Annotated in this window: 4 protein-coding genes and 1 pseudogene; 2 read left to right on the top strand and 3 right to left on the bottom strand. The window is 52.3% G+C overall.

The window, feature by feature from the left end; translation table 11 throughout:
* Nucleotides 1-87: 87 nt before the first annotated feature.
* From VE954_RS44440 to VE954_RS27025, 3 genes and pseudogenes are all read right to left on the bottom strand, one after another.
* A pseudogene (locus tag VE954_RS44440) lies at nucleotides 88-312 on the bottom strand (Hpt domain-containing protein); the annotation flags it as partial.
* A 281-nt stretch (nucleotides 313-593) separates the two neighbouring features.
* Nucleotides 594-1,112, bottom strand: coding sequence for a response regulator (locus tag VE954_RS27020; RefSeq protein ID WP_324958744.1), 519 nt, complete (start codon nucleotides 1,110-1,112; stop codon nucleotides 594-596).
* A 460-nt stretch (nucleotides 1,113-1,572) separates the two neighbouring features.
* Nucleotides 1,573-4,017, bottom strand: a complete 2,445-nt coding sequence (locus VE954_RS27025; RefSeq protein ID WP_324958746.1) for an RICIN domain-containing protein — start codon at nucleotides 4,015-4,017, stop codon at nucleotides 1,573-1,575.
* Between the two features lie 312 nt (nucleotides 4,018-4,329).
* Here VE954_RS27025 and VE954_RS27030 point away from each other — a divergent pair, with 312 nt between their 5' ends.
* Together VE954_RS27030 and VE954_RS27035 are read left to right on the top strand one after the other, a co-directional pair.
* A complete protein-coding gene (locus VE954_RS27030; protein ID WP_324958748.1) occupies nucleotides 4,330-4,659 on the top strand; it encodes a hypothetical protein in 330 nt (109 codons plus the stop codon).
* A gap of 8 nt (nucleotides 4,660-4,667) precedes the next feature.
* Nucleotides 4,668-4,835, top strand: a complete 168-nt coding sequence (locus VE954_RS27035) for a hypothetical protein (RefSeq protein ID WP_324958750.1) — start codon at nucleotides 4,668-4,670, stop codon at nucleotides 4,833-4,835.
* Nucleotides 4,836-4,994 lie beyond the last annotated feature (159 nt).

Below are 4,994 nucleotides of genomic sequence, written 5' to 3' on the forward strand. Positions count from 1 at the left end.
CCAGCAGACTGCCCTCACCCTGGTCATTGGCGAGAAGATGAGTGTCGCCCTGGAAGCTGCGACACAGCTCCCTGACCGCCGAGAGGCTCACCCCCGTCCGCTGGTGGCCGAGGTCTCCTGACCCGTGGAGCGGCTCGTGAACATGTCGCGCATCAGGCACTGGTAGGCTTCGATCTCCTCGCGAAGCACCGTAAGGGCCTGACTGATGACCTCCGCCTTCCGCACGGAAAGGGCGCTTTCCAGGCCATGAATTGCTTTGCTGAGTCCTTTGAGTCCAAGGGTACGGGCTTCACCCTTCCTCGTGTGAAGGTCCCGTTTAGCGGCGGCCTCGAGTCAGAGCTCATCAGGACCCTGGAGCCTCGCCTCCAATGTTTCAATGAGCCTTCTGGCATCCTGAAAGCGGGTGAGAAGGAGCTCCTGAACCCTTTGCTCCAGGGCCTTTGATTTTTCCCTCTGCTGAAGCACTTCATCCTGGAGCCTTTTTTGATCGGATATGTCGCGAAGGTACATTTTATTGGAAAACAAACGCAACAGAACCAGAATTTAGGCAAGACATTGATTTCACCGAAATCCCACATTTCTGCCGCAGATTTTCATCCACTGCTACTCAAATACGCAGACGGATCAAAACCATATTTGACCGCTTTTCCATCAAGTTCGGCCAATACCTTAACAAGGCCGAGGAGAAGCTGCCTGTCGACTGGTTTACCAATGTGGACCTGAAAACCTTCAGATAGAGACTTTTGCTTAAGCGCAGGATTCGCGTGAGCAGATACGGCTATAGCCGGGGTTTTGTGACCTTCATGCGCCTCAATACCTTTCCGCAAGGTGCGAATAAGGTCATGACCATCTCTATCTGGCATTGAAATATCACTGACAATAACGTCCGGCTTGAACTCTCCAATGGCAACCAAAGCCTGATCCACCGATTCTTCGGCTCTGACAATCGCTCCGGCACCGTTTAAAATCCAAAATAGCATGATTCTGTTGTCCTCGAGATCATCCACCACCAGAACTTTTATGCCTTCCAAAATTCCCTGACTTTTCCTGTCAGCAGGTGAAACAAAAAATCCGAACAACGCCCCTGAATCGGGCGGTTCCCACTCCTGCATATCGCATGCTCCAGCTACGCATGAAAAATTATATTCCATGGCTTATACAGTATTATGCAGCCACAGGCATAAAGGTAAAATTAGCCAAAGGCGTAAATCGAATAGATAAGAGGCCTCGCATAGTAGCAATTCGTGATGATAACTTCATGTGAATCAGGGTTGAAAACAATCTTAAATCGTTCTTAGAATCCTGTCAGGACACGTTCCTAGTTGGAAAAGCTTGGCGTTTCGCTGTCAGACCTTAGGAGGATCCAATACTCCAGCATGAAACTTCCTCCTGCTCAAGGTGCCGAGAGATTTGGTTCACTGCCCTATCGAATCGTCCAGAAATCGCCGGTAAGCTAAAACTAGCTTCCCTACGTCAGGCTGCAGAATGCTTCGCATACCTGGGCCGGTATCACGCCATTGCTCAGGGCTTTAAAGCGGTCCACCAAAACGGTGTCCTTGGGAGCGCATTGTTTTAAGGCGCAAGCAAAGGAATCCATACCTGCGTCGGCTTCCCGGCTCGACAGACCGATTGTTGGATTCTGACTCCATCGTCAGCCGCTGACGTTTCTGCTTCCAGGCAGAGTCCACTGTTCCCTGGCTTGAGGCGTATACTGCCGTCTCCGGCCCGTTCGGCAAAAAATCTTTGATGCGCGAAGTCGTTGCATTCCCAGAGCTGAATTTTGGTTTCATCAAAGACGTATCCGCTCGAAACGTCGAGGCATTTGCCATTGCTTTTGAGGACCAGAGTATAGTAGCCATTGCCAACGGCCTGCACGGTGAAATCCTGGGCTGTACCACCATTGCAGGCCCATTGCTGGGCTGGGGTTCCATTTTCGTCTTTGGCAAAGTTGATGTCCAAACACTTGCCGGTGGATTCGACCACGAAGCGGTACGTGCTGCCGTCCCTCAAAAGAGTTTCGCTTGGTCGTGGCACACTGCGCAAATAGGAAGCGACTTCGAGAAAGTAAGGGCGCAGAATCTTCGTTTTCAGAATCATGGTTTGGAAGAGTTCGGCCTCCTCGGGTTTCGGGTCACGGAATATCGCGGCACGGAAAGCGCGTTCGGTTATGAGCTTGACTTCCCATTCGCTCGTCGCCATTCCATAGATGAAGTAGTTCACCACATCCTGCGGATGAAAGCTGCTCATACTGGATCTGATTCGAGTGGCGGCATTGGCAAGATAGGCCTCGTCCGCCGGCAGGCCGAATACCTCGAGAAAAGCGAACTTCACGTCTTCAATGCTGAGTGTCAGCGCATCACGATTGCAGGTGAGGCAAGGCCAACTGCTTTGTATCGTATTTTCATTATAGGAATAGGTGAGGTGCGCCACCAGCTCACTATAGTGCGGGCGAAGTTTCCGCTGGTTCAGAATCAGGTTGGCGAAGAGGTTTCTCTCGGCAGCCGTCGGATCGCGTCCCTTGGCCTGAAGAAAGGCCCGTCCGGTGATCATGTTCACTTCATGCGCGCTGAAGGCCATGTCGTTCACAAAGTAATTCACGATATCCTCGTAACGGAAAGTCTTGAGCTGAGCCTTGATCTTGACTTCGTGGTCTTCCACCCAATCCGGAAACGCCGGGGTGCCGAAGACCCGCAGGAAAGCGGTCTGAATATCCTCGCGCCTCGGTCCTCCTCGTTCTGGTGAACAGCCAATTTGGTAGAATTTTGCATGGAGCTGACCGGGAACATACTTCCTAGGCACGTGCGCCAGGGATTCCTTTGTGATCTGGATCATGCGTCCTGGATCAGCTGTGAGTTTTTCAATCAGGGAACCTGCGAAGACCCTGGCAGCGGACTCACAGCTGAATTGCACGAGGGTGCTTTCATCGGTTTTGAGTCGCATCACAGGGTTGTTGAGGCTGCTGCGCTGATCGGCACCGTTTTGGTTGAGGACCTGATAGGCGTCGGTGGCAAACTGCGGGTGCCAGATGCTCGGACATTCCAGCGCCGGCTGCTCTTCGATTTTTCCGTTCAAATACTGGTCGAAGAGTTCCTTGTCAGCAGCCGTGATGGTCTCCAGATTTCCCGTGCTTGGAAAGCCAAAGGCCTTTTGCAGCTCGGCATCCGTGCCCGGGCAATCCAGACGAAATGCCTTGTCGCCGCTCAGCAGAACCCGCGTCAAGCCAAGTTCCGCATCCTGCACTCGAAAGAGACGGGCATCGAAGCGCGGAGCAGCCGCCTTCTGATAGGCCAGTGAAATGTCCTGTGGCAGCGCTGATGATTCCTGGAAGCAATGCAAAGCACCGATGTCGTCAGCACCTGGCAGATCGTTAAGGCTTTCCTTAAAGAGGGGAATGGAGGGCAGCGGGTTGCCATTTGTGGGGTTCAGAAAGGTATCAAGGATATTACGACAGCCTACTTCAAAAAGTCGTTTGTCGATGGGGCTGTAGGTGTTGAAACGCACAAGGTAATGGGCGCGATGTGCCTGTCGGTCGATCACACGGTAGACGTGACTGAAGAGTTGGGCCTTTTGATTGATTCCCTTGACAGCATCACAGCGCAGAATGGGTTGCTCGGTTACGCGAAAGCTGGTGTTGAGATCCTCTTCCGAGATTTTTTCGGAATCGCCCGCGGCAATGAAGGATTTGCCGAAGGCATTGAGCAGAGGCAGCAGGTCACTATCCTTGCAGTTGACGGCGAATCCAATCGGTGCAAATTCCTCGCTTCCATCGGCATTTTTCTTCAGTTGATTGAAAACGATTACCGGGATCACGCTGGGCAGATCAGCAAGCACAACCCGATCCGAGACCCGAAACATTTTAATGCCGATAAGAGTGGAATCATTGGTCGCCTGACCCAGCTTCCAATCCTGCTCGGGGGCTTCCTCCTTGAGCGCGGACATCCGCGTGTCCGGTCCACAGCTGATGGCCAATCCAATGAAAAGCAGGAGGGTCATTTGTTTGAAAATTGTGTAGATCATTCGATATTCCTTCACGAAGATCGTGCCTTATTGAACCCATTGGCTTCCCTTAATGCAATCCAGGTGCCAGCTTCTGAGTCCAGGATTTTGGCCGAATTTACCGGGAATTCATCGGAAGATCATGCGCACCAGGTGCAGAACTGTGGACAAAGGTCCAGGGTTCAGGACGTAGGTCGAACTGGAACTGTTCATGCTGGGACACCTTTGAGGGGATTAGTATCCCACTGAACAAGGGCAACCTGCAGTCCATTGCCTTCATGACCAGCTCGGCAGCCGGGGGACAGTGATCCTTTAGCGAGCGTCAGATCAGGGATGGGAAAGTTCAGCCACAGACAACGAGCGGTCAGCGCAGAATTCGAACACACCGAGTTCAACACCAATCGTGCCCTGCTCCAGTTGATTGCTGACTGCCTCTCGAGTTCTGATGCGCACTGTGACAAAAACAAGGACCCGGCGAAGCTGGTGGACTGCGTGCCGGAACGGGCTTCGGATCCCGACGTGTGTCGTCAGCTGCAGCGCATTCATTTTGTGGACAAAAAATCCATCACTCCAAGGAATCGAGCCATCACCAGGTTGGAGTTCAGCTCTGCATTATCAGGTCTTTGCCTGATTTCTGTGCGTTTGCTATTGATCCCAAACTGAAAGAAGCGATGCTCAAGAAAGGATGGAGTCAGAAGAAGATCCCGGGATTTGCGGCTCTGGAGAAAACCCTTTTGCATTTTAAGATCCAAGGGGAAAGGCTTGAAGAATTCCCGACCGGTGATTCCATTGCCCCCCAGCTGCGGGCAGGAACTGTTCTGCAGATTAGCGACCTTTGATCCACCATTTTAGTCGCCATTTCCGCATGCCTTTTTCCCTTCCTCAATTTGCATCGGTCTAACGGGCCGAGGCGACCTCTCTCGCATTGAACAATTTTAAAGTCGAGCCCGCTCGCTATTTCCAGCGTGAAGACCGCTTGACCCCCTTCCTGGGCACTG

The sequence above is a fragment of the Oligoflexus sp. genome, assembly GCF_035638955.1.
Lineage (GTDB): Bacteria > Bdellovibrionota_B > Oligoflexia > Oligoflexales > Oligoflexaceae > Oligoflexus.

Excerpts from the sequence above, each read along its gene's own strand:
- VE954_RS27030 (WP_324958748.1), top strand. The coding sequence starts at position 4,330 with ATGGGAAAGTTCAGCCACAGACAACGAGCGGTCAGCGCAGAATTCGAA.
- VE954_RS27035 (WP_324958750.1), top strand. The coding sequence starts at position 4,668 with ATGCTCAAGAAAGGATGGAGTCAGAAGAAGATCCCGGGATTTGCGGCT.
- VE954_RS27025 (WP_324958746.1), bottom strand. The coding sequence starts at position 4,017 with ATGATCTACACAATTTTCAAACAAATGACCCTCCTGCTTTTCATTGGA.
- VE954_RS27020 (WP_324958744.1), bottom strand. The coding sequence starts at position 1,112 with ATGCAGGAGTGGGAACCGCCCGATTCAGGGGCGTTGTTCGGATTTTTT.